At 63.3% G+C, this 20,745-nt stretch carries 22 protein-coding genes and 1 pseudogene; 10 read left to right on the top strand and 13 right to left on the bottom strand.

Annotated elements, in window-relative coordinates; all coding sequences use genetic code 11:
- Window positions 1-78 precede the first annotated feature (78 nt).
- Entirely contained in the window at window positions 79-219 is a 141-nt protein-coding gene (locus NKG99_RS08895; RefSeq protein ID WP_352866416.1) for a hypothetical protein, read from the bottom strand.
- 95 nt (window positions 220-314) lie between these two features.
- On the opposite strand from NKG99_RS08895, the gene NKG99_RS08890 reads away from it, so the two are divergent.
- Window positions 315-1,115 (top strand): lytic murein transglycosylase, encoded by an 801-nt coding sequence (locus NKG99_RS08890; protein WP_352866414.1) that lies wholly within the window; start codon window positions 315-317, stop codon window positions 1,113-1,115.
- Between the two features lie 144 nt (window positions 1,116-1,259).
- Here the strand turns inward: NKG99_RS08890 and NKG99_RS08885 are convergent, their stop codons facing one another.
- Window positions 1,260-2,483, bottom strand: a complete 1,224-nt coding sequence (locus tag NKG99_RS08885; protein WP_352866412.1) for an argininosuccinate synthase — start codon at window positions 2,481-2,483, stop codon at window positions 1,260-1,262.
- A 203-nt stretch (window positions 2,484-2,686) separates the two neighbouring features.
- Here NKG99_RS08885 and NKG99_RS08880 point away from each other — a divergent pair, with 203 nt between their 5' ends.
- Window positions 2,687-3,328, top strand: a complete 642-nt coding sequence (locus NKG99_RS08880) for a LysE family translocator (protein ID WP_023758943.1) — start codon at window positions 2,687-2,689, stop codon at window positions 3,326-3,328.
- Here the strand turns inward: NKG99_RS08880 and NKG99_RS08875 are convergent.
- From NKG99_RS08875 to rlmN, 3 genes are read right to left on the bottom strand one after another with little or no spacing between them, the layout of a single operon-like run.
- A complete protein-coding gene (locus NKG99_RS08875) occupies window positions 3,300-3,779 on the bottom strand; it encodes a hypothetical protein (protein ID WP_352866409.1) in 480 nt (159 codons plus the stop codon). The two genes, NKG99_RS08880 and NKG99_RS08875, sit on opposite strands and share 29 nt — an antisense overlap.
- Window positions 3,776-4,255, bottom strand: coding sequence for a hypothetical protein (locus NKG99_RS08870; protein ID WP_352866407.1), 480 nt, complete (start codon window positions 4,253-4,255; stop codon window positions 3,776-3,778). The genes NKG99_RS08875 and NKG99_RS08870 overlap by 4 nt, the downstream gene beginning before the upstream one ends.
- Window positions 4,252-5,487, bottom strand: a complete 1,236-nt coding sequence (gene rlmN, locus NKG99_RS08865; protein WP_352866404.1) for a dual-specificity RNA methyltransferase RlmN — start codon at window positions 5,485-5,487, stop codon at window positions 4,252-4,254. Before rlmN ends, NKG99_RS08870 begins: the two co-directional genes overlap by 4 nt.
- 271 nt (window positions 5,488-5,758) lie before the next feature.
- Between rlmN and NKG99_RS08860 the strand changes: the two genes are divergently transcribed.
- Window positions 5,759-6,058, top strand: coding sequence for a hypothetical protein (locus NKG99_RS08860; RefSeq protein WP_352866402.1), 300 nt, complete (start codon window positions 5,759-5,761; stop codon window positions 6,056-6,058).
- Window positions 6,059-6,272: 214 nt separating this feature from the next.
- On the opposite strand, the gene NKG99_RS08855 is transcribed toward NKG99_RS08860, so the two are convergent.
- The gene (locus tag NKG99_RS08855; protein ID WP_352866399.1) at window positions 6,273-6,776 is read right to left on the bottom strand and encodes an invasion associated locus B family protein; all 504 of its coding nucleotides are present in this window, start codon (window positions 6,774-6,776) and stop codon (window positions 6,273-6,275) included.
- Window positions 6,777-7,132: 356 nt separating this feature from the next.
- On the opposite strand from NKG99_RS08855, the gene NKG99_RS08850 reads away from it, so the two are divergent.
- Window positions 7,133-7,747, top strand: a complete 615-nt coding sequence (locus tag NKG99_RS08850) for a methyltransferase family protein (RefSeq protein WP_352866397.1) — start codon at window positions 7,133-7,135, stop codon at window positions 7,745-7,747.
- 48 nt (window positions 7,748-7,795) lie between these two features.
- Here NKG99_RS08850 and NKG99_RS08845 read toward each other — a convergent pair whose 3' ends face one another.
- Together NKG99_RS08845 and NKG99_RS08840 are read right to left on the bottom strand one after the other, a co-directional pair.
- Entirely contained in the window at window positions 7,796-8,158 is a 363-nt protein-coding gene (locus tag NKG99_RS08845; RefSeq protein WP_352866394.1) for a YkvA family protein, read from the bottom strand.
- Between the two features lie 150 nt (window positions 8,159-8,308).
- The gene (locus NKG99_RS08840) at window positions 8,309-8,605 is read right to left on the bottom strand and encodes a 4a-hydroxytetrahydrobiopterin dehydratase (RefSeq protein ID WP_352866391.1); all 297 of its coding nucleotides are present in this window, start codon (window positions 8,603-8,605) and stop codon (window positions 8,309-8,311) included.
- Window positions 8,606-8,699: 94 nt separating this feature from the next.
- Between NKG99_RS08840 and NKG99_RS08835 the strand changes: the two genes are divergently transcribed.
- Complete coding sequence (locus tag NKG99_RS08835) at window positions 8,700-9,218, top strand: low molecular weight protein-tyrosine-phosphatase (RefSeq protein ID WP_352866389.1); 519 nt, start codon at window positions 8,700-8,702, stop codon at window positions 9,216-9,218.
- Here NKG99_RS08835 and thpR read toward each other — a convergent pair.
- Window positions 9,122-9,718, bottom strand: a complete 597-nt coding sequence (gene thpR, locus NKG99_RS08830) for an RNA 2',3'-cyclic phosphodiesterase (RefSeq protein WP_023811312.1) — start codon at window positions 9,716-9,718, stop codon at window positions 9,122-9,124. The two genes, NKG99_RS08835 and thpR, sit on opposite strands and share 97 nt — an antisense overlap.
- A 128-nt stretch (window positions 9,719-9,846) precedes the next feature.
- Window positions 9,847-10,491, bottom strand: coding sequence for an arylesterase (locus NKG99_RS08825; RefSeq protein WP_352866386.1), 645 nt, complete (start codon window positions 10,489-10,491; stop codon window positions 9,847-9,849).
- An 87-nt stretch (window positions 10,492-10,578) separates the two neighbouring features.
- Here NKG99_RS08825 and NKG99_RS08820 point away from each other — a divergent pair, with 87 nt between their 5' ends.
- The 4 genes from NKG99_RS08820 (at window position 10,579) to NKG99_RS08805 (ending at window position 15,517) form a co-directional block, all read left to right on the top strand.
- The gene (locus NKG99_RS08820) at window positions 10,579-11,274 is read left to right on the top strand and encodes an ABC transporter ATP-binding protein (RefSeq protein WP_352866383.1); all 696 of its coding nucleotides are present in this window, start codon (window positions 10,579-10,581) and stop codon (window positions 11,272-11,274) included.
- Window positions 11,274-13,823, top strand: a complete 2,550-nt coding sequence (locus NKG99_RS08815; RefSeq protein ID WP_352866381.1) for an ABC transporter permease — start codon at window positions 11,274-11,276, stop codon at window positions 13,821-13,823. Before NKG99_RS08820 ends, NKG99_RS08815 begins: the two co-directional genes overlap by 1 nt.
- A gap of 228 nt (window positions 13,824-14,051) precedes the next feature.
- Entirely contained in the window at window positions 14,052-14,831 is a 780-nt protein-coding gene (locus tag NKG99_RS08810; RefSeq protein ID WP_352866378.1) for a Bax inhibitor-1/YccA family protein, read from the top strand.
- 107 nt (window positions 14,832-14,938) lie between these two features.
- Window positions 14,939-15,517, top strand: coding sequence for a GNAT family N-acetyltransferase (locus NKG99_RS08805; protein WP_352866375.1), 579 nt, complete (start codon window positions 14,939-14,941; stop codon window positions 15,515-15,517).
- Between the two features lie 133 nt (window positions 15,518-15,650).
- On the opposite strand, the gene NKG99_RS08800 is transcribed toward NKG99_RS08805, so the two are convergent.
- Complete coding sequence (locus NKG99_RS08800) at window positions 15,651-16,037, bottom strand: DUF2794 domain-containing protein (protein WP_352866373.1); 387 nt, start codon at window positions 16,035-16,037, stop codon at window positions 15,651-15,653.
- Between the two features lie 421 nt (window positions 16,038-16,458).
- Window positions 16,459-17,229 (bottom strand): DUF1223 domain-containing protein, encoded by a 771-nt coding sequence (locus NKG99_RS08795; protein WP_352866370.1) that lies wholly within the window; start codon window positions 17,227-17,229, stop codon window positions 16,459-16,461.
- Between the two features lie 163 nt (window positions 17,230-17,392).
- Here NKG99_RS08795 and NKG99_RS08790 point away from each other — a divergent pair.
- A pseudogene (locus NKG99_RS08790) lies at window positions 17,393-17,717 on the top strand (ceramidase domain-containing protein); the annotation flags it as partial.
- A 66-nt stretch (window positions 17,718-17,783) separates the two neighbouring features.
- Here NKG99_RS08790 and acnA read toward each other — a convergent pair.
- A complete protein-coding gene (gene acnA / locus NKG99_RS08785; protein ID WP_352866368.1) occupies window positions 17,784-20,474 on the bottom strand; it encodes an aconitate hydratase AcnA in 2,691 nt (896 codons plus the stop codon).
- Between the last annotated feature and the right edge of the window lie 271 nt (window positions 20,475-20,745).

Below are 20,745 nucleotides of genomic sequence, written 5' to 3'. Positions count from 1 at the left end.
CTCTAACCTTCAGAGCCAGCATATCAGGGCGGCAGGTGCCCAACGCGAACCGCCCACCGGCGTTCCCATATATCGAGGCTATTTCGCCGCAAGATGCGCACCGCCAGCAGGGCCGGTGGCTGTGGCAATACCCGCCGGACCGGCGCCGATGATCACGACATCGACGTCTTCCATTGGGCCCCTTGCCACAATAATCACTTGATCGTAGGCAAATTCCACGGCATTCGCCAGCAATGCAGCGGCGACAGTGACAAGTGCGTGTTTCGCTGGCAAGTTCGCAATTGGGACGTGATTCAGGCAACCAGGAGAACAACATGGCATTTCTTGCCAAGGGAAAGATGTTTGCAGCGACCATAGTGGTGGCGGTGCTTGCGCTGGCAACGGGCGCGCAGGCGGGGGCCAGCTGCGGCAAGACCGGCGCCGGCTTCGAGGCTTGGAAGCCGGAGTTCGCCGCGCAGGCCAAGTCCGAAGGTGTGGGCGCCAGGGGTCTGGCCGCCCTGGCTGGCGCGACCTACGCAACAAGGACGATCTCGGTCGACCGCGGCATCCACAAGGCCTTCAGCGGCTCGGTGGACGATTTCATGAAGCGCCGTGGCGGGTCCGCGATCATTTCCAAGGGCCGCGCGCTGAAGAAGGCGAATGCGGCACTGTTTTCCAAGATCGAGGCGAACTACGGCGTGTCGCCGGGTGTGTTGCTCGCCATCTGGGGCATGGAAACCGGCTTCGGTGCCTCCATGGGCAACCAGAATACGGTCTCCGCCATTCTGACGCTTGCCTATGATTGCCGCCGCCCTGAATTCTTTTATCCGCATGCCATTGCAGCCCTGAAGCTGGTTGATCGCGGGGCGTTGACAGCCTCGTCGGTCGGCGCTGCCCATGGCGAGATTGGCCACACGCAGTTCCTGCCCGGAAATGTCTTGAAGTATGGCGTCGGCGGCGGAAACCTGCGCGACAAGGCCACCGCATTGGCTTCCACCGCCAACTTCCTCAAAGGTCATGGCTGGCGTGCCGGCGCGAGCGCGAGTGCGAATTTGGGCGCGATCGCCGGCTGGAATTCCGCGAGCGTCTATCAGCAGGCCATCGCCCGCATCGCCACGGCGATCGACGGCGACTGAGAGCTGGAATCTTCGACAGGAGGCCCGGCTATGCGCCGGGCCAACTGAGGCAATCGCTTCAGTTTGAATTGGCGGGGCGTCGCCGGCGCCGACAACAGGTCCCGGCGAAGACGCTGGTTTGTTTTGAGGCGGACAGACTGAAGATCAGCTCTTGCGACTGCGCGCGGCAAGCGTCCTCAGCCGTAGCGCGTTGAGGCGGATGAAGCCGGCGGCGTCCTTCTGGTCGTAGGCGCCGCGGTCGTCCTCGAAGGTGACCAGCGCGTCGGAATAGAGCGTCTTCCTGGACTTGCGGCCGGTGACCATGACGTTGCCCTTGTAGAGCTTGAGGCGCACCGTGCCTTCGACGTCTTCCTGGCTCTTGTCGATCATCGCCTGCAGCATCAGCCGCTCGGGCGCGAACCAGAAGCCGTTGTAGATCAGCTCGGCGTAGCGCGGCATGAACTCGTCCTTGAGGTGGGCGGCACCCCGGTCGAGCGTTATCGATTCGATGGCGCGATGCGCTGCGATCAGGATGGTGCCGCCGGGCGTCTCGTAGACGCCGCGCGATTTCATGCCGACGAAACGGTTCTCGACCAGGTCGAGCCGGCCGATGCCGTTGTCGCGGCCGAGATCGTTGAGTGCCGCCAGCATGATCGCCGGCGACAGTTTCTTGCCGTCGAGCGCGATCGGGTCGCCCTTGAGGAATTCGATCTCGATCTCGGTGACCTTGTCCGGCGCGTCCATCGGCGAAACGGTGCGCTGGTGGACGAATTCCGGCGGCTCGGTCCACGGGTCTTCCAGCACCTTGCCCTCGGAAGAGGAGTGCAGCAGGTTGGCGTCGACCGAGAATGGCGCGTCGCCCTTCTTGTCCTTCGGCACCGGGATCTGGTGCTGTTCGGCGAAATTGATCAGATCGGTGCGCGACTTGAACGACCAGTCGCGCCACGGCGCGATGACCTTGATGTCGGGGTTCAGGGCGTACGCCGAGAGTTCGAAGCGAACCTGGTCGTTGCCCTTGCCGGTGGCGCCGTGCGCGATCGCGTCGGCGCCGGTCTCCCTGGCGATCTCGACCAGATGCTTGGAGATCAGCGGCCGCGCGATCGAGGTGCCGAGCAGATAGGTGCCTTCATAGACGGCATTGGCGCGGAACATCGGGAAGACGAAGTCGGCGACGAATTCCTCGCGCACGTCGACAACGCGGATATCCTTGATGCCCATCATCTCGGCCTTGCGGCGTGCCGGCTCGAGTTCGCCGCCCTGGCCGAGATCGGCGGTGAAGGTCACGACCTCGGCGCCGAGTTCGGTCTGCAGCCATTTCAGGATGATGGAGGTGTCGAGGCCGCCGGAATAGGCGAGCACGACCTTCTTGACGTCTTTGGTCTTGGACATTTGGCGGTTCCGCAACTGAGTTCTTGGCGGGCGAGGTATCACGCCGTTTCCGGGCTGCGCAAGAGATGAACGCCGTGGATCATGGCCGGGCGGCGGCCGGACAGGCGATTCAGGCGAGTTGGATCAGCGTTTCAACCACCCAGCCGCTGGCAACCACGGGCCGTATCCTCTAAAGCCTGCGTGTCCGAGCCAAGGGGCCGTCCATGTCCTTCATTCCAGACACCGCCACGCTGATCCAGTTCGCCATCGCCACCGTCATCCTGGCGATCACGCCGGGGCCGGACATGACCTTGTTCGTCTCGCGCACGCTGAGCCAGGGCCGCGCCACCGGCTTTGCCTCGATGGCCGGGGCACTGTGCGGTACGCTGATCCACACCACGCTGGTGGTGGTCGGCGTCTCGGCGCTGATCGTCGCCTCGCCGATGGCCTTCTTCGTTCTGAAGATCTTCGGCGCCGGTTATCTCGTCTTCCTGGCCTGGCAGGCGGTCACCAGGGGCTCGGCCTTTTCGCCAGAGAAGAAGACGGGTCCCGAGATTTCGCTGTTGCGCAGCTGGGCGGCGGGGCTTGGCGTCAATCTGCTCAACCCGAAGATCATCCTGTTCTTCATGACCTTCCTGCCGCAGTTCGTTTCCGCGCATGACCCGAACGCACCGGGAAAGCTGTTTTTCCTGGGCACGATGTTCATCGTGCTGGCGATCCCGGTGACCGTGCCGATGGTGCTGGCGGCGGAAAAGTTCTCGGCGGCGATGAAAGCCAGCCCGCGCGTCACGCGGGTGGTCGATTATCTCTTCGCCGGCGTTTTTTCGGCCTTTGCGCTCAAGATCCTGACGGCCCAGGCGAAGTAGGGGCGTTCTCGTCCCTCCACCAGCTGCCGGCCCAGCGCCCGGCGCTGAGCCAGTAGAAGATGCCGCCGACCATGCCGCCGCCAATCACCGCCATGATGGCGCTGGTATCGGCAAGCGCGAAGGCATCGCCGGAATGGTCGACGAGGCCGAGGAAGACGGCCGCAACCACGGCGCCCGCCAGCGCATAGAACAGCCAGTCGCGCCGGCCTAGGATTTCGGCGACCAGGATGACGACGCAAGCCGGCATCAGCGCGAAATAGGCGACGAACAGGGCGACGAAGGGAATTGAGAAATACAGCGAAGCCGTCGCCGTCGGCTGTGCGTGCTCCGGCGTGTAGCCCAGCGATGCCAGGAACAGGACGTTGAGGAACGCGCTCGCCGCCAGCGAGGCGACGGCGTAGCCGAACAGGATAACGGCGAAGCGGACGAGATAGCCGACAAGACGGGTCATCCCAAATCTTGGCCCAAATCTTGGCCCAAATCTCGGCCCAAATCCCAGCGCATGCCGGACTTGCGTCCAGCCAGAAGCCAGTAGACCGAACCGGCGGCAATGCCGGCCGTGGCCAGGAAACCGAGAAAGCCCGGATTGAAAACAAAGCTGCCGGCCGAGCGCGGCATGGATACGCCAAAGGCGATGGACGTGATCGCGCCCGTGGCGGCAAAATAGAACCATCCCCGAAGCGAAAATCGTTCGGCGACAAAGAGCGCGGGGCCGACGATCAACAATGCACCGATCATCACGGTCAGCACGGCGAGCGGGAAGGAGCCCAGCCAGTCGAAGGCGAAGATGATGGACCAGTTGCCGTCTTCTATACCTTCCAGAAGAGCGATCAGCAGTACGGGGACCAGGATCGAGGTCAGCACAGCGGCGAAATAGCCGACCGCCATCATGGCGAGGCGCTTCAGCCAGGCGAGGCGGCGGCTCACGCCTCGCCGTGCCCCGCGATCATCATGGCCTCCAGGGCCAGCCGGTCGACCTTGCGCATGCGCTCGGAGTCGGACTTGAGCTGGCCGCAGGCGGCGAGGATGTCGCGGCCGCGCGGCGTGCGGATCGGCGAGGCATAGCCGGCATTGTTGATGTAGTCGGCGAATTTCTCGATCGTCTCCCAGTCCGAGCACTGGTAGTTGGTGCCCGGCCACGGGTTGAACGGGATCAGGTTGATCTTGGCCGGAATGCCCTTGAGCAGCTTGATCAGGCCCTTGGCGTCCTCGATGGAATCGTTGACGTCCTTCAGCATCACATATTCGAAGGTGATGCGCTTGGCGTTCGACAGGCCGGGGTAGGCGCGGCAGGCGGCGATCAGGTCCTTCAGCGGATACTTCTTGTTGATCGGCACCAGGAGGTCGCGCAGATCGTCATTGGTGGCGTGCAGCGAGATCGCCAGCATGACGCCGATCTCCTCGCCGGTGCGGAAAATTTCCGGCACGACGCCGGAGGTCGAGAGCGTGATGCGCCGCTTGGACAGCGACAGGCCATCGCCGTCGGAGGCGATCAGCAGGGCCTTCTTCACCGCTTCGAAATTGTAGAGCGGCTCGCCCATGCCCATCATCACGACGTTGGAGACTTTACGGCCCTCGGCGGGCACGATGGCGCCGTCGGGCGTGTCGCGGTCGGGAAAATCGCCGAGCCGGTCGCGGGCGGTGAGCAACTGGGCGAGGATTTCCTCGGCGGTCAGATTGCGCACCAGCTTCTGCGTGCCGGTGTGGCAGAACGAGCAGGTCAGCGTGCAGCCGACCTGCGAGGAGATGCAGAGCGTGCCGCGGCCTTCCTCGGGAATATAGACGGTCTCGATCTCGACCGGCCGGCCGGCACCGCGCGGCGGAAAGCGGAACAGCCATTTGCGCGTGCCGTCCGAAGAAATCTGTTCCTCGACGATCTCGGGCCTGGCGATGGTGAAGTGCTTGTCCAGTTCGGCGCGCAAATCCTTGGAGATGTTGAACATGCCGGCAAAGTCGGAGACACCGCGCACATACATCCAGTGCCAGAGCTGCTGGGCCCTCATCTTGGCTTGGCGCTCCGGCACGGTGCCCGAAGCGACGAGAGCCTCGCCGAGCTCAGCGCGCGTCAGGCCGATCAGCGACAGCTTTTCGGGCGGCGCTGTACGGGCACGCAACGCGTCACGGGCGCCTTCGGTGGTGAGGTCGAATGAAAGGGTCATGGTTGCACTGATATAAGCGGTTTGCGGCCGATTTCACGCATCGTGCCGGACATGAAGCGCGGCGCATAGCACAGGTTGGAGGCAGAGTCATGCGGTGGGAATGCAAACCATGGATGCCGGCCGACGGTCCGCCATTCCGATCTGGCAACCTTGTCCTGTCCCTCCCACTGCACGGGGAGCGATCACATCATCGTGTTTGCGTAACGATTCCCATCGCGCCGTCGAAATCCGAAGGGGGCAACTATGCCTCTACAAAATGGGAGTACGCAGAATGAACTCTATCAAGCTAGCCCTCATTGCCGGCCTCGTCGGTGTTTCCGCCTCACAGGCATTTGCCGAAGACGCGATGGGCACAATGACCATGATGAAGGGTGGAGAAGTGATGGCGATCATGCCGGACGGGCATATGGGCACCATGATGCCGGATGCAAAGACGAGCGCCGAGATGATGAAGATGGCAAAGCCAATCAAGCACTGCATGATGATGATGACTGACGCCAAGGGCAAAGCCTTCATGATCGATACGTCGACCAAGAAAGCTCAGGCCGAATGTGAAAAAATGGCCATGTAAGACTGAACCCGTCAAGATCGAGATCCGCCGGCACACGCCGGCGGGTCATTCCGATACGGGTCCAACTCCCCCGCCGGGCCTTTTGATCCCCGTTACCATCATTTGACCGGTGCGGTCCGGCGGCGAAGGGCCACGCTGGAATCAAACGCCAATGCCCGGCCTCCGGGAGGCGAACTTCGCTATTGCGCCATAGACTATCGGGGTGGGCGCCAGCCTATTTGCACTTGGCGATCGATGTCAGCGCCGCCGAAATGCCCTTCAGCGAGAAGACATAGGAGGTCGGGTTGCCGCGGCCGGACTTCGCCGTCACCTTCATGTCGGTGCCGGTCTTCATGGCGGCGATCAGCACCGGTTCCTCGGCGGCATTCTCGACCCAGGCCGACTTGCCGCGCGTGAACATCGAGAACGACTTCTTGTCGATGGTGACGGTGGCCTTGGAGCCTTCCTGGAAATTGTAGCCGGCGATGAATTGCGGCTCGTAGGACACTTGCTGGCCGGGCCGCTGGCTGACGAAGAAGAACATGTCGCCATGGTCGAGCGTCGGCGGCTGCTTGTCGGTCGGCACGGTCAGGACATAGCAGACCTTGCCGCCCGATGCCTGGTAGCTGTAGGTGCCCCAGGCATTGTGCTGGCCGATCTTGGTCGCCGACTGCGCCAATGCCGGCGCTGCCGTGGCGACCAGGACCAGGCTCGAAACTATAGCAATCAATCCGCGCATCGTTTTTCCCGTATTCCAAAGGTGCGGCGGCAGGCCGGCTCGGCGTCCTGCCCGTCGCTTCATTTTGATTTAATCTGGGTTACCAAACGGTGAATTTCCTTTGAGAAAGGAACCCCACCCCGAGGAAACCGCCGCCATTTCGCGCGCCGCCGCCTTGCGAGCGGGTGGCGCGACGTCCCTTTGGTGACTTGGAGGCCACGAAAGCGGCAAGAGTTTGACTTTTCAAAACCAGCCCCCGCAGCCATCCTGGCTTCCGAAACACGTGACGAATTTCCCTCCAAGCGGTAGGATGCCTGCGTTCGCTTCCAAGGCGCTCGGCCGGGCGCCTCATTGGTGGCGTATGGGAGATTTCGGTTATGGCCATTTCCGAGACGGTCCTGATCCTGGCGGGCGGCACTGTCGTCTTGTTGATCGTGTTCGGCATTCGTGTTGCCATGCGGGCGATGGCCGGCGGCGCTGCGGCGGTGCCGCGATCGGATGGCGGGGAGGCTGCAGGCGGATCGGGCGCGCCCGACGTGGCTGGGGTCATCGCGCTGCCGCCTTTGATCTTTCTCGGCTTCCTGGCGGCGGCAGCGGTCCTCGAGGCCGTCGTTCCACTCCCGACTCTGGCTGTGCAGTCGCCCGTCCGCTATCTGGGCGGAGCCGTGCTCGCGGCGTGCGGCTTCGGTATCATCTTCATGGCGGCGGGGCGCTTTCACGCCGCTGGCACCAATATTCCACCGACCCTGCCGACGACGGCGCTGGTCGTCGACGGCATCTACCGGCGAACCAGGAATCCGTTTTATCTGGGAACGACCCTCGTCTACTTGGGCCTAGGCGTCGCGGCGGGAAGTTTTTGGGCCATCGCGCTGATCGTCCCGCTGCTGTGGGTGATCAATACCGGCGTCATTGCGCGGGAAGAGCACTATCTGGAGCGGAAATTCGGCGATGCGTATGGTGCCTACAAGGCGCGGGTGCGGCGGTGGATTTGATCGGCCGCAACCGCCCGAGTCTCGGGCCACTCTTTGCCCCGCGCCGGCTCAGCCCTTGTCGGCGATGGCGTCCTTGGCGGCCTGCCGGTGCGCCGGGGTGATGTGGGCACTGACGGCGGTGATCGCGGCGGTGAGCACGGCGATGTCGTCGGTGAAGCCAAGCCCGAGGACGAAGTCGGGGATGACATCCACCGGCAGCACGAAATAGCCGAGCGCGGCCAGCAGAATGCCCTTGGCGCGCAGCGGCGTGTTCTTGTCCATGGCGCAGTAATAGGAGGCCACGACCTCTTCCATGAAGGGGATCTGCCGCGCGGCCTTCTTGACCGTCCGCCAGAATTTCTCGCGCACTTCGTTCTCGTCGCCGAGCTTGCCGCCGAAGCCGAAGAAATCAAAACCGGATTGTCGCGCCATCAATGTCTCCTTGCAGGGCCCATGCGCAAGCCAGCGCATGCCCGCGAGCGAAAATGTGGTGAAACCCGACCCCGGCTGCAAGATGCCGGCGCCGATTTGGGTTTGCCGCCGTATCGTGGACGTCGCAAACGCCCTGGGCGATAGCGGGCGTCAGCCGCCGGCAAAGCGGTTCATCTTCTTGGCCAGATCGATATCGAGCGCGGTCACACCGCCGGCATCGTGGGTGTTCAGCGTCACGTCGACGGTCTTGTAGACATTCGACCAGTCGGGATGATGGTCCATCTTCTCGGCGGCGAGCGCGACGCGGGTCATGAAGGCGAAAGCCTCGGAGAAATTCGCGAAGGTGAATGTGCGGTTGATGGAGGCACCATCCGCAGCCGGTGCCCAGCCTTCGAGCCCGACCAACGCCGCGGCGATTGCGTCCTTGCCCAGTTTTTCTCTCGTCATGTCAGCTTCCCGTGCTATTTCGACTGAGAGACTGTTTGGAACCCTGGCGAGTTTCGAAACCGTCTCTGGAGTCCCTCACCATAGCGTCGGATCGATGAGCGCGAAGCCCATAAATTCCATTCTTTTCGTCTGCCTTGGCAACATCTGCCGGTCGCCACTGGCGGAAGGCGTCTTTCGTGCCGTGCTGGCGCAGCGTGGGTTGGGCAGGAATATGCTCCTCGATTCAGCCGCCACCAGCGGCTGGGAAGTCGGCTCGGCGCCCGATCCACGCTCGATCGCGGTTGCGGAGCGTCACGGCATCGACATTTCCCGACAGAGAGCGCGCAAAGTCACGCCGGAGGATTTCTCCCGCTTCGACCTGATCCTCGGCATGGACCGGTCGAATGTCGCCGACCTGAAAGCGCTGGCGCCGGCGGCCATGCGCGACCGGGTGCGGCTGTTTCTGGAATTTGCCCACGGCAAGGCAGGTGACGTGCCGGATCCCTACTATGACGGCGCGGGAGCCTTCGCTTCGGTCTACCGCATGATCCGCGAGGCGTCGGAGGCGCTGGCGACAAGGCTGGAAGCGCGGGCGTCGGTGCCCGACAGCGGCCAGGCTTCCTCGACGATGTAGGGGCCGCCACCGACCGAATCGCGCGACGACATCAGCACGAAACGGCCGATGCGGAACGGCAGCGTCGAGAAATTGCCGCGCGCCGACAGATATTGGGCGACGTCCAGCGGGGTCGAATTGCGCAGCCTTGCAAGTGTGACATGCGGCATGAACTTGCGCGGGTCGGCGGGGATGCCGAGTCGCTGGCAGATGCGGTCGATCTCTCCCTGAAGGGCGGCAAGATCGGGCGAGGCGGAAGCGCCCGCCCACACTGCGTGCGGTTTCTTCTGGCCGAAAGCACCGACACCGGACAGGGCCAGCGAAAAGGAAGGTCGGTGGACACGGTCGAGCGCGTTGGCGATCTCGTCGGCGACATGGCCTGGGACATCGCCGATGAAACGCAGCGTCAGATGGTAGTTCTCGACGTCGATCCAGCGGGCGCCGGGCAGGCCGCCCCGCAGCAGGGACAGCGAAAGGGCGGCGTCACGCGGTATTTCGAGGGCGGTGAAAAGACGCGGCATGAAAAGCCTCCCTTCCTCGAATCGAACTGTACCCCTAGCGAATCATCGATAGTCAAACGGGGCAAGAGGTTTGTTGGTCACAGTCCTTGCTAAAAAGTTTCCCCAACGGAAACAGCTCCAGTTCCGGCTTACGAACCGCCCGGCACCGCCGCGATGGCCTTCTCGACGGTGGGCAGGATGCGTTCGACAATCTGGTCGACGCCTTGCGGGCTCGGATGCAGGCCGTCTTCGAGCTGCATGCCGGACCGGCCAGCGACGCCGTCGAGAAAGAACGGATAGAGCGCAACGTCGTATTTGGCGGCCAGGTCCGGAAATATGGCGTCGAAAGCGTTCTGGTAGTCGGCGCCGAGATTGGGGGCGGCGCGCATGCCGGCCAGAAGCACGGCGATCTTGCGCTGTTTCAGCCTGCCCAGCATCTCGTCCAGGTTCTTTTTGGTGATGTCGGGCGAAACGCCGCGCAGCATGTCGTTGGCGCCGAGTTCGAGGATGACCAGTTGCGTGCCGTCCGGCACCGACCAGTCGAGCCGCGCCAGGCCGCCGCTCGTCGTGTCGCCGGAGACGCCGGCATTGGCGACGGTCACATCATGGCCCTTGGCGGCAAGCGCTGCCTGCAGCCTGTCGGTAAAGCCCTGGTCCGGCCCGAGGCCGAAACCCGCCGTCAGACTGTCACCGAAACCCACGATCTTGAACGGCTCGGCACGCGCCGACGAAATGGCGCCGCAAATGGCGAGGAAAACGATCAAGCCTGCGGCAATACTGCGTTTGAAAGACATGCGGCAGGCCCCATATGAGCAAGGAATTCTTCGGGCGACGGCTTCCGGCAAGCAGAGCCTTCATCCTCCATATAGGACGCTTTCATTTTGACAGAAGCCGTCATTGCGCTGAAAGATGTATCGCTGACCCTTGGCGAGGGGGCTTCATTGGTCCATGTGCTGAAGGACGTCAGCCTCGATGTGGCGGCCGGCGAAGCGACCGGCATCATCGGGCCCTCGGGCTCCGGCAAGTCGACATTGCTGATGGTTCTGGCAGGCCTGGAAAGGGTCGATTCGGGTACGGTCCGAATCGCCGGCGAGTTGCTCAACGGCAAAAGCGAGGACCAGATTGCTTCGTTTCGTGGCCGAAACATTGGTATCGTGTTCCAATCCTTCCATCTCATTCCCAACATGACGGCGCTCGAAAATGTCGCGGTGCCGCTGGAGCTGGCCGGCCATGCCGATCCGTTTTCGGTTGCGGCGCGCGAGCTGGCGGCGGTTGGCCTCAATGACCGCGTCACTCATTATCCCGGCGAATTGTCGGGCGGCGAGCAACAGCGCGTGGCGATCGCCCGCGCACTGGCACCGTCACCGCGCATTCTGATCGCCGACGAGCCGACCGGCAACCTAGACCAGGCGACGGGGCGGCAAGTCGCCGATCTATTGTTTGCCAAGGCTGCCGAACGCGGCATGACGCTGGTGCTGGTCACCCATGACCCGGCCCTTGCGGCGCGTTGTTCACGCCAGGTTTCGATGCGGTCGGGCCGGATCGAGGTGCCGGCGCCCGTCAAGGTGACGGCCTGATGCCGTTGTCGCGGACGATGAGGCTCGCGGTTCGCTTCTCGCTGCGCGAGATGCGCGGCGGTCTGTCCGGCTTCCTGATCTTCCTCGCCTGCATCGCTCTCGGCGTTGCGGCGATCGGCGGCGTCAACTCGGTGGCGCGTTCCATCAACGCCGGTGTCGCCAATCAGGGCCAGACGCTGCTGGGCGGCGATCTCCGCTTCCAGGTCAACCAGCGCGATGCCAGCCAGGCCGAACGCGGTTTCCTTGACGGGCTGGGCGCCGTTTCGCGCACCGCCAGCATGCGCTCGATGGCGCGTCTCGCCGACGGATCCGACCAGGCGCTGGTCGAGGCCAAGGCGGTCGACGATGCCTATCCGCTCTACGGCGCGCTGGACACCGAGCCGGTACTGTCGAAGCAGGAGCTGTTCGGCGAAGAGTTCGGCGTTTTCGGCGCCGCGGCTCCCGATTTGCTGTTCGAGCGGCTGCATCTCAGGATCGGCGACAGGCTGAAGCTCGGCACCGCCACCTTCGAACTGCGCGCCAGGCTGGTCACCGAACCAGATGCCGTGTCCGAGGGATTCGGCTTCGCGCCAAGGCTGATGATCTCGACCGAAGGGCTGGCGGCCACCGGACTGATCCAGCCGGGCAGCCTGATCGAGAATGCCTACAGGATCCGCTTGCCCGCCGACGCCGACGAGGCGCGGCTGAAGGCCATCCAGGATCAGGCGGCCAAGGATTTTCCCGAAGCCGGCTGGTCGATCCGCACGCGCAGCAATGCGGCCCCGGCGCTGTCGTCCAACATCGAGCGCTTCTCGCAGTTCCTGACCCTGGTCGGGCTGACGGCGCTGGTGGTCGGCGGCGTCGGCGTTGCCAATGCTGTTCGCGCCTATCTCGACGGCAAGCGCGGCGTCATCGCCACCTTCAAGAGCCTGGGCGCTTCGGGCGGCTTCGTCTTTACCGTCTATCTGGTGCAGATCCTGATCATTGCCGCGCTCGGCATCGTGCTCGGACTGGTGCTGGGCGCGCTGATGCCGTTCGTGGCGAGCGCTGCCCTTCATCAGGTCATCCCGGTACCGGCGGAAGGCGGCTTCTATCCCGGCGCGCTCGGCATGGCGGCGCTGTTCGGCCTGCTGGTGACGCTGGCCTTCGCGCTGCTGCCGCTCGGCCGCGCCCGCGACGTGCCGGCCACCGCGCTGTTTCGCGAGATGGGACTGGAGGGGCGCGGCTTTCCGCGCGCGGTCTATGTCGCGGCGGCCATCGGAATCGCACTGCTGCTGGCGGTGCTGGCAATTCTATCCTCGGGCGACCAGCGCATCGCCTCGATCTTCGTCGGCGCCACCATCTTCGCCTTCCTGGTGCTGCGCCTTGTCGGCGCGCTGGTGCAATGGGCGGCCAGGAAGAGCCCGCGCGTGCGCTTCGTGGCGCTGCGGCTCGCCATCGGCAACATCCACCGGCCAGGCGCCTTAACGCCGTCGGTTGTGCTGTCGCTGGGACTTGGGCTGACGCTGCTGGTGACGCTGGCGCTGATCGACGGCAATCTCAGGCGGCAGATCTCCGGGAGCCTGCCGGAACAGGCGCCGAACTTCTTCTTCGTCGACATCCAGAGCAGCGATGTCGATTCCTTCTCCGTGCTGATAGGCAAGGAGGCACCTCGGGGAACGCTGGCCAAGGTGCCGATGCTGCGCGGCCGGGTGATGGCGCTGAACGACGTCGATGTCGGCAAGGTGAAGGTGCCGGCGCAAGGCGCCTGGGTGCTGAAGGGCGATCGCGGCCTGACCTACGACGCCAGGCAGCCGGAAAACGCGACGCTGACCGAGGGCAGCTGGTGGCCGGACAACTATAGCGGCGAGCCGCTGGTTTCGTTCTCGGCCGTGGAAGGCAAGGAGATCGGGCTGAAGCTCGGCGACACCATCACCGTCAATGTGCTCGGGCGCAATGTCACGGCCAGGATCGCCAATTTCCGCCAGGTCGAATGGGAGACGATGGGCATCAATTTCGTCATGGTGTTCTCGCCCAACACATTCGCCGGCGCCCCGCATGGCTGGATGGCGACGCTGACCGAAAAGAATGCCTCGACGGCCGACGACGCTCGCATCCTCAACGCCGTCACCCGCGCCTTTCCGGCGGTGACGACGGTGCGGGTCAAGGACGCGCTCGAAATCGTCAACCGGCTGGTCGGGCAGCTCGGCACGGCGATCCGCGCGGCGGCCGGCGTGGCGCTGATCGCTTCGGTGCTTGTGCTGGCCGGTGCGCTTGCCGCAGGCAACCGGGCGCGCATCCATGACGCGGTGGTGCTGAAGACGCTGGGCGCGACACGCAGGACGCTGATATCGGCCTTCTCGCTCGAATACATGCTGATCGGATTGGCCACCGCGATCTTCGCCCTGGCCGCGGGCGGTGCCGCTGCCTGGTTCGTCGTTGCCCGCATCATGACGTTGCCGTCGCATTTCATGCCCGAGGTGGCGTTGGCGACCATTCTGTTTTCGCTGGTGATCACGGTCGGCATTGGCCTCGCAGGCACCTGGCGGGTGCTCGGCCACAAGGCCGCACCGGTGCTGCGCAACCTGTGATCTCGGGTCCGGAGCGGCCATCCCGGATTAAATCTTGGTAAGAATGCCGTCCGGAAAGCCGAGAAATCGGCACTTCGTTGTCTCACGAATCGTTACATCCGGTTATGGTCTTGTTCTTGACGCGAATAACCATCATATTTCGCCACAGGCATGCTGGAGCCCTGCCAGCGGCGCCTGGGTTTGGATGGACCTGACACCGGACGGGGCAGAAGCAAATAGAGGACTACAATGGCTGATCCCATTCGCAACTACCAGACGCGCGCCGTGCCCGGCGTCGGCGTCGGTGCTGACATCGACCAGGGCCTGCGCGCTTACATGGTCAAGGTCTACAATCTGATGGGGCTTGGCCTCCTCATCACCGGTCTTGCCGCTGTCGGCACGATCATGCTGGCTACCACCACCGATCCGGCTTCGGCTGTCGCGACGCTGCCGAGCGGCGAGATGCTGACCTCCTTCGGCTATGCGATCTTCGGCTCGCCGCTGAAATGGGTAGTGATCTTCGCCCCGCTCGCCGCGGTGATGTTCCTGTCGTTCCGTGTTCAGTCGATGAGCGTTTCGGCGGCGCAGACTACCTTCTGGGTCTATGCCGGCCTTGTCGGCCTGTCGCTGTCGTCGATCTTCCTGGTCTACACCACGGCTAGCATCTCGCAGACCTTCTTCGCCACCGCCGCGGGCTTCGGCGCGCTGTCGCTCTATGGCTACACGACCAAGCGCGACCTAACCGCGATGGGCTCGTTCCTGATCATGGGCGTGTTCGGTCTGATCATCGCAATGGTGATCAACATCTTCCTGCAGTCGTCGGCGCTTTCCTTCGCCGTTTCGGCGATCGGCGTGCTGATCTTCGCCGGCCTGACCGCTTATGACACGCAGAAGATCAAGGAGATGTATTTCGAGGGCGACGCTTCGGATGTCGCCGGTCGCAAGGCGATCATGGGCGCGCTGAGGCTCTATCTCGACTTCATCAACCTGTTCATGTTCCTGCTGCAGTTCATGGGCGACCGCCGCTAATCAGTAGCGCTGGACCATCGAGTTCCAGAAGGGCGGCCCAACGGCCGCCCTTTTCTTTTGTGCTGGCCTTTGCTGTTATCGAAGCAGACAAAGGGTTTGCATAAAGAATGAGCAATATCACGATTCGGCCCGCGACAGCGGCCGACCTCGACCGGATCACGGAAATCTATGCCGACGCGGTGGCGCAAGGCACGGCGAGCTATGAGCTGGAGGCGCCCAGCCGCGCCGAGATGGGCGTCCGATTCGACAGTTTGATGGCCGGCGGCTTTCCCTATCTGGTGGCGCAGAAGGACGGCGCCGTGCTCGGCTATGCCTATGCCGGTGCCTTCCGGCCACGCCCGGCCTATCGCTTCATCGTCGAGGATTCGGTCTATATCGCGCCCGAGGCCAAGGGCCAGGGCGTCGGGCTCAAGCTGATGCAAAGCCTGATCGAGGCGGTGGAAGCAGCGGGCTTTCGCCAGATCATCGCGGTGATCGGCGATGGCCATGCCGACAGCGCCTCGGTGCGGCTGCACGAGAAACTCGGCTTTCGCCATTCGGGACGCCTTGAAGGCTCCGGCTACAAGCACGGGCGGTGGCTGGACACGGTCTTCATGCAGCTGTCGCTGAATGGCGGAGCATCGGCGCCGCCTGACCCCGAATCGCTGCCGGAGCAGAAGTTCCGCGAGGGCCTTGGAGGGAAATGAACTGAGGAATTGAAGAATTGATGAACTGAAGAATAAAAGAAACAGCGGCTATATATAGTGCTGCGGGCCTTTTCTCCCACTCATCAGTTCTCCAGTTCTCCAGTTCTTCAATTCCCCTTCTTCAATTCCCCGCTCAGGCCTCGACCAGCCTCAGCTTGCTGTCGAATATCCCAAGCACGCGGCCGAGTTCCTGGCCGCGCTTCAAGATGCGGCCACCGGCGGCAATGACGGCAAAGGCGCCCTGCTTGCGGGCCAGCTTCGGATCCTTGACGATCTGGAACAGCGGCACTTCGCTGGTGCGGCGGAACACGGAAAACACAGCGCGGTCGGTGAGATGATCGATGGCGTAGTCACGCCATTCGTTGGCGGCGACCATGCGTCCGTAGAGCCTGAGAATCTGGTCCAGCTCACGCCGGTCGAACCGCACCGGCTGATCGAGGCGCTCGCGTCGCGCCTCGTGCAGCGGGATCAATATTGCGGATGCGTCCCCATCCCCCATCCCGCCGCTGTCATCGGTCATGCCTCGATCCTTCAAAATGAATCTTTGCCACCCAAAGTTGGCGTGTTCGCGGCTGAATTGCAAGACCCGGCGAAGCAGGGCGGTGCCGCGCTGTTTTCGCAACGTCCAGTCACTTTTATGAAACGCCTTGTTGGAATTGGTGATGCTTCGCCACATTTCTGCCTTTTTTTATCCGCGCTCATGCCCCAATGTCCGACGAATTTACCGGCGTTGCCTGAGACGGTTCGGTCCGGCACCGGCTCGTAAACCCCAAGCCCCCCGCCCACGGGTCTGCGTCGGATCGAACCAACCTCGGCTCTTCCTCGGAAGAACCGGGTGCGACGATCCCAAAACCTAAATGACCGACGTCAGAAGCAAGCTGACGTCGGTTTTTTCATGTCTGGGCACTTTGGGGCCCACAAGGGGAGAAGGAAGGTGGCCTCTATGGCTTGTGAATGAACGCAGCGCCAAGAATGGGACCGGGCATGCCGTCCTTGCCGACGGACTGCAGCAGCACGGCACAGCCGCCCTTCTTGGCGATCTCGCTCATCGGCAGTTCGTAGCGCTGTGCCTTGCCGTGCCACATGCCGGCAGTCTGGATGCCGGTGACCGCATTCCAGTAGGTCATCATGCGGCCGGTGTTCTCGCCCTTGCCGATCTTGATCGTCCGCGGCGGGTCGAAATAGACGATGACGACGTGGGCATCGCTGGGGCCGCTGCCGGCATCGCCGGCGTCGATCATGACGCGGTCGCTGGTGCGGCTGACCTTGATGGCGACGCGCATGCCTTCGCCACTCTTGGCCATGCGGGCGAGCGCGCCATCGACCTCGACGCGGCTGGCGCCGTTGACGTGGACGCGGCCGTTGATGACGGCCTGCGGTGTATAGACGGAGCGGCTGCCGAAGGCGCGCATATAGTCATATTGCCGCTCGGTGTTCTCCTTGCGGCTCAGCGTGTCTTGCCAGCCGAGATAGTCCCAGTAGTCGACATGATAGGCGAGCGCGACGATGTCTTCCTTGGCAACGAACTCGGCGAACAACGCATCGGCGGGGGGGCAGGAACTGCAGCCCTGACTGGTGAACAATTCGACCACGCCCAATGGTTTGTCGATCTGAGGCTTGTCAGCTTCGCCGGCATGCCCGGCGCCGGCAAACGCCGAGAGGGCCAGCGCAAGGGCTGCCAGCCACAATGTTTTTCGCGAGGCCATGGTCATTCCGATTCCCGCCGGTGGTGCCGGCTTTGTCTTGATTGCTGAAATATGTGGCAGAACCGGAAGTCAACGGGAAGTCACGTTGCGGTGAAATTTTGCCATTGCGGCCGACAGCAACAGGAAGGGCTACGCTTCAGCATAGAAACCGATTCGGGCGGCAATCACGATGTGGCAAACCCTTTTGGCGCCGGTCGATCCCTATTGCGCGCGGACCGGGCCGGAATTCTGGTCCGAGCCGGTCAATGCCCTGACGAACCTCGCCTTCATAGCCGCCGGCCTGTGGGGCGTGCGCGAGGTGCGTAGGCTGGGCACCGGGGACCTTCGCCGAAGTGCCGGCCTGGTGGGTGGTGGCAATCGGCATCGGTTCGACGATCTTCCATACCTTTGCCACCAAGGGCACGGTCTGGGCCGACGTGCCGCCGATCGCCGGTTTCACGCTCGCCTACACGTTGTTCAACCCGCGCCGTTTCCTCGGCATGCGATGGGGCAAAGGCGATCGCCGAAGACAGGCAGTAGGCAGTAGGGGTGTCTATTCCCTACTGCCTAGTCCCTATTCCCTAAGCCGCCAGATCGCGCAGCACGTATTGCAGGATGCCGCCGTTCTTGAAGTAGTCGAGTTCGTCCAGAGTATCGATGCGGCAGATGAGCGGTACGTTCTTCACCGTTCCGTCGCCATAGGTGACCTTGGCGATCATCGTCTGGCGCGGCTTGATGGTGCTCAAGCCATCGATCTCGACCAGTTCGTCACCCCTGAGATTGAGCGAGGCCCAGGACGTGCCATCCTTGAAGACGAAGGGGATAACGCCCATGCCGACCAGGTTCGAGCGATGGATACGCTCGAAGGACTGGGCGATGACCGCGCGGACGCCAAGCAGATTGGTTCCCTTGGCCGCCCAGTCGCGCGACGAACCGTTGCCGTATTCGACGCCGGCGAAGATGACCAGCGGCACGCCTTCCTTCTTGTATTCCATCGCTGCGTCGTAGATCGATTCCTCTTCCTTCGACGGGTAGTGGATGGTGTAGCCACCCTCACGGCCGTTCTCGCCCAGCATGTGGTTGCGGATGCGGATGTTGGCGAAGGTGCCGCGCATCATCACCTCATGGTTGCCGCGCCTTGTGCCGTACTGGTTGAAGTCGGCGACGCCGACGCCGTGGTCGGTGAGGTATTTGCCGGCCGGTGAAGCCGCCTTGATCGAGCCCGCCGGCGAGATATGGTCGGTGGTGATCTTGTCGCCGAACAGGCCAAGAACGCGGGCGCCCTTGATGTCGCCGATCTTGCCGAAACCGGCGGTCATGCCGGCGAAATAGGGCGGGTTCTGTACATAGGTCGAGTTGTCGTCCCAGGCATAGGTCTGGCCTTCCGGCGCCTTGACGTTCTGCCAGTACTCATCGCCCTTGAAGACGTCGGCATATTTGCGAGCGAACAGCTCGCGGGTGACGTTCTTCTCGATGAACTCCTGGATCTCGGCCGAGCTCGGCCAGATGTCCTTGAGGTAGACCGGGTTGCCGTCCTTGTCCTCGCCGAGCGGCTCCGTCGTGAGATCCTTTGTCACAGTGCCAGCCAGTGCGTGCGCGACGACCAGCGGCGGCGAGGCCAGATAGTTGGCCTGCACGTCGGGCGAGACACGGCCTTCGAAGTTGCGGTTGCCGGAGAGCACCGCGGCGGCAATCAGGCCCTTGTCGTTGATGGTCTTGGAGATCGGCGCGGGCAGCGGGCCGGAATTGCCGATGCAGGTGGTGCAGCCGAAGCCGACCAGGTTGAAGCCGATCTGGTCGAGTTCCTTCTGCAGGCCGGATTTCTCCAGATATTCGGCGACCACCTGGCTGCCGGGGGCCAGCGAGGTCTTCACCCACGGCTTCTGCTTCAGCCCGAGGCGGTTGGCGTTGCGGGCCAGGAGGCCGGCGCCGATCAGCACGCTCGGGTTCGAGGTGTTGGTGCAGGAGGTGATGGCGGCGATGACGACATCGCCATGGCCGAGATCATGATCGGTGCCTTCGACGGCGTAGCGCTTGTGGATCTCGGCCGCCTTCCTGTATTCGGTCTCCATCGCCTTGGCGAAGCCTTCCGGAATGCCTTCCAGGGCGACGCGTCCTTCAGGCCGCTTGGGGCCGGCCATCGACGGCACGACGGAGCCGAGTTCCAGTTCGAGCAGGTCGGTGAAGACAGGGTCCGCCGAGCCGGTGTCGCGCCACAGGCCTTGCGCCTTGGCATAGGCCTCGACCAACGCGATGCGGTCTTCGCTGCGGCCGGACATTGTGAGGTAGCGGATGGTTTCCGCGTCGACCGGGAAGAAGCCGCAGGTGGCGCCATATTCGGGCGCCATGTTGCCGATGGTGGCGCGGTCGGCCAGCGTCATGTTGGAGAGGCCCGGACCGAAGAACTCGACGAACTTGCCGACGACGCCCTTCTTGCGCAGCATCTGGGTGACGGTGAGCACGAGATCGGTGGCGGTGACGCCTTCTTTCAGCTTGCCGGTGAGGCGGAAGCCGATGACCTCGGGCAAAAGCATGGAGACCGGCTGGCCGAGCATGGCCGCCTCGGCCTCGATACCGCCGACGCCCCAGCCGAGCACGCCAAGGCCGTTGATCATGGTGGTATGCGAATCGGTGCCGACGCAGGTGTCGGGATAGGCTGTGGTTTCGCCATCCTCGGTGTTGGTCCAAACCACCTGGCCGAGATATTCGAGATTGACCTGGTGGCAGATACCGGTGCCGGGCGGCACGACGCGGAAGTTGCGGAACGCCTGCTGGCCCCATTTCAGGAACTTGTAGCGTTCCTCGTTGCGCTCATATTCGAGCTCGACATTGCGAGCGAAGGCCATCGGCGTGCCGAATTCGTCGACGATGACGGAATGGTCGATGACGAGGTCGACCGGCACCAGCGGGTTGATCTTCTGCGGATCGCCACCGAGCGAGGCCATGGCGTCGCGCATGGCGGCAAGGTCGACCACGGCCGGAACGCCGGTGAAATCCTGCATCAGCACGCGGGCCGGGCGATAGGCGATCTCGACGCCGGCGGTGCCCTTGTCGGTCAGCCAGCCGGCAACCGCCTGGATGCTCTCCTTGGTGACGGAGCGGCCGTCCTCGTTGCGCAGCAGGTTCTCCAGCAGCACCTTCATCGAATAGGGCAGCTGGGAGATGCCGGTAAGCCCGTTCTTCTCGGCCTCGATGAGGTCGAAATAGGCATATTCCGCGCCGCTTGCGGTCAGCGTGCGGCGGCAATTGAAACTGTCGAGGGATTTTGACACGTGCGATCCTTGTCTGTTCAGCCTGAAAGGGAACGGACGCCGATGGCATGCAATCACGCGCAAAGGTGCGGGTACGGCCATTTCCGCTGTCCGTTCCCAAGCAACCCGAGCCGTTCAAGGCGGCGCGTGCGCTGGTTCGGCGCTAATTCTGTTCCCGCGCCGACCGCTGGCACGGATGCACCGCATATAGAGAATTTTCTGGAATAGTTCTAGACAGTTGGAAAGCAAATTTGTGCGATGCGGCAGCTGCCGCGACACATGGTTTTCAGGG

This window comes from Mesorhizobium sp. M1409 (genome assembly GCF_040317535.1).
Taxonomy (GTDB): Bacteria; Pseudomonadota; Alphaproteobacteria; order Rhizobiales; family Rhizobiaceae; genus Mesorhizobium.
The sequence above is the reverse complement of the archived record's forward strand: the minus strand, read 5'-3'. Positions and strand labels throughout refer to the sequence as shown.